Annotated in this window: 2 protein-coding genes; both read left to right on the top strand. The window is 72.6% G+C overall.

The window, feature by feature from the left end; all coding sequences use genetic code 11:
• The first annotated feature begins 155 nt into the window (after nucleotides 1-155).
• Nucleotides 156-770 carry a cob(I)yrinic acid a,c-diamide adenosyltransferase gene (cobO, locus tag BN10_RS17515; protein WP_010851882.1) on the top strand — a complete coding sequence of 205 codons (615 nt, stop codon included), beginning with the start codon at nucleotides 156-158 and terminating at the stop codon, nucleotides 768-770.
• Nucleotides 767-2,940 (top strand): cobyrinate a,c-diamide synthase (locus BN10_RS13870; RefSeq protein WP_040753779.1); only part of this gene is annotated, 2,174 nt, incomplete at its 3' end. The genes cobO and BN10_RS13870, both read left to right, overlap by 4 nt.

Below are 2,940 nucleotides of genomic sequence, written 5' to 3'. Positions count from 1 at the left end.
GCGGTCGACACCGTCGTCATCGACTGCGAGTCGGGCCGCTTCCGGATGGGGCTGGCCAAGGACCTCGCCGGGCGCATGGGGGCCGAGCACCTGCCCCTCGAGGACATCGCCGCGGACCATCTCGTGGCACTCATCAACGACAGGAGGGCCGCCTGATGGCCAAGGGAGTGACCCCCGTGCAGGCCGCGGACGGCCTCACCACGCGCCAACGCCGCAACAGCCCGCTCGTCATCGTCCACGGCGGCGCCGGCAAGGGGAAGTCGACGGCGGCCTTCGGACTGGCCCTGCGCGGCTGGAACCAGGGCTGGTCGATCGGGGTCTTCCAGTTCGTCAAGTCCGCCAAGTGGCGGATCGGCGAGCAGGCGGCCCTGGCCGCGTTGGACGACGTGCACCGCACGACCGGCCAGGGCGGCCCCATCGAGTGGCACAAGATGGGCTCGGGCTGGTCGTGGTCGCGCAAGGCCGGCACCGAGGAGGACCACGCCGAGGCCGCCCGGGAGGGCTGGGCGGAGATCAAGCGCCGCCTCGCCGACGAGACGCACACGCTCTATGTCCTCGACGAGTTCACCTATCTCCTCAAGTGGGGGTGGCTCGACATCGACGACGTCGTCGCCACCCTGACCAACCGCCCCGGCTACCAACACGTCGTCATCACCGGCCGCGACCCGCATCCTCGCCTCCTCGAGATCGCCGACGTCGCCACCGAGATGACCAAGATCGCGCACCCCTTCGACAAGGGCCAGAAGGGCCAGAAGGGCATCGAGTGGTGAGACCGACCCGGCTGCCCCGGGTCGTCATCGCGGCACCGGCATCGGGACAGGGCAAGACGACCATCGCCGTCGGCATCATGGCCGCCCTGACCCGGGCCGGTCACGTCGTGTCCCCGGCCAAGGTCGGCCCGGACTACATCGACCCCGGCTATCACGCGCTCGCCACCGGGCGTCCCGGTCGCAACCTCGACCCCTGGCTGACCTCCGAGGAACTCATCGTCCCGCTCCTCCTCCACGGGGCCCGGACCCCCGCGCCCGCCGACGTGGCAGTCATAGAAGGGGTGATGGGCCTCTTCGACGGACGGATCGGCACCGGCGGCTTCGCGTCGACCGCCCACCTGGCCACCCTCACGCGCACCCCGGTCGTCCTCGTCGCCGACATCTCGTCGGCTGCCCGCACGATCGCGGCCACCCTGCACGGGCTGCGGACCTTCGATCCGGCCGTCGACGTCGTCGGCGTCATCCTCAACAAGTCGGGGTCGGCGCGCCACGCCCATGAGGTGCGCTCGAGTGTCGAGGCCACCGGCCTGCCGGTGCTCGGTGTCCTTCCGCGCGACGCCGGGGTCAGCGCCCCGTCGCGCCACCTCGGGCTGATCCCGGCCGCCGAGCGCACCGACGCCGTCAGCGCCCTCGACCGCCTCGCCGAGCAGACCGCCCAACTGATCGACCTCGACCTGCTCCTTGAGCTCGCCGGCCGGGCCCCCGACCTGGCGGCCACACCGTGGTCCCCCACGGCCGAGCTCGATGCCCCACACCCGCACCCGGACCCGTCGGCATCCCGGCCGGTCGTGGCTGTCGCCGGTGGCCGCTCCTTCACCTTCCGCTACGCCGAGACCGACGAGCTTCTGCGGGCCCATGGCTGCGAGCCGGTCCTCTTCGACCCCGCCCTCGACACCTCACTCCCAGCGGGCACCAGCGGTCTCTATCTCGGCGGTGGCTTCCCCGAGGCCCACGCCCCGGCACTGTCCCGAAACACCGCGCTCACCGCATCGGTGCGCGACGCCATCGCCTCCGGCATGCCCACGGTCGCCGAGTGTGCGGGCCTGCTCTACCTCTGCCGAACCCTCGAGGGTCACGACTTCGTCGGCGCCGTCCCCGCTGACGCCGCGATGCACCCCCGCCTGACGCTGCAGTACCGCTCGGCCCGCACCACGGTCGACAGCATCCTCGGGCCGGCGGGCACGACGTCGCGCGGTCACGAGTTCCACCGGACGCGCACCGCACCGGGGGCGGGCCCCACCGCGGCGTGGGCGCACGAGGACGGGGTTGATGGCTTTGCGCTCGACCCGGCCGGCACCGGACACGCCACCGTGCACGCCTCCTATCTGCACACCCACTGGGCCGGGAACCCGTCCGTGCCGGCCGCCTTCGCCGCCTCCGTGCACGCGTATGCCGCGCAGCCGCCGGTCCTCCTCGGCGCACCTCCAACAGCTCACCCGACGGCGCCTGCACCGGTCGCGTTCCCGTCCGCACCCGAGCCGGCAGCCTCGGTCGGCTTGGACCACCACGGCGACGCCGAGGTCGGGCCCGGACTGGTCGACTTCGCCGTCAACGTCCGAGTGCCCGCACCGCCGGCCTGGCTCGCGACCGCGCTGCGCGAAGGCATCGGCGACCTCGCGGCATACCCGGTCGTCGGCGAGGCCCGAGCGGCACTGGCCCGACGCCATGGCGTCCCCGAGGAGATGGTCCTGCCCACGAGCGGGGGCGCCGAGGCCTTCACGCTCATCGCGCGCGCCATCGCGGGCCGGCGACCCCTCGTCGTGCACCCGCAGTTCACCGAGCCGGAGTCGGCCCTGCGCCGGGCCGGCCGCGTGCCCGACCAGCACGTGCTCAGCGCGCCGGACGGCTTCCTCCTGCACCCCGAGCGCGTGCCCGCCGACGCCGACCTGGTCTTCGTCGGCAACCCGACCAACCCGACCGGAGTCCTCCATCCACGCTCGTCCCTGGAGTCACTGCGTGCCCCCGGACGTGTCCTGGTGGTCGACGAAGCCTTCATGGATGCCATTGTGGGAGAGCCTGATTCGCTGATCTCGTCCGATCTCGAAGGCGTCCTCGTCATCCGCTCGCTGACCAAGACGTGGGGCCTGGCCGGCCTGCGCGCCGGCTATGTCGTCGGAGACCCTGCCCTCCTCGCCCTGCTCGCCGAGCAGCAGCCACACTGGTCGGTGTC

The organism is Phycicoccus elongatus Lp2, assembly GCF_000367525.1.
GTDB classification, from domain to species: Bacteria; Actinomycetota; Actinomycetes; order Actinomycetales; family Dermatophilaceae; genus Phycicoccus_A; species Phycicoccus_A elongatus.
The sequence above is the reverse complement of the archived record's forward strand: the minus strand, read 5'-3'. Positions and strand labels throughout refer to the sequence as shown.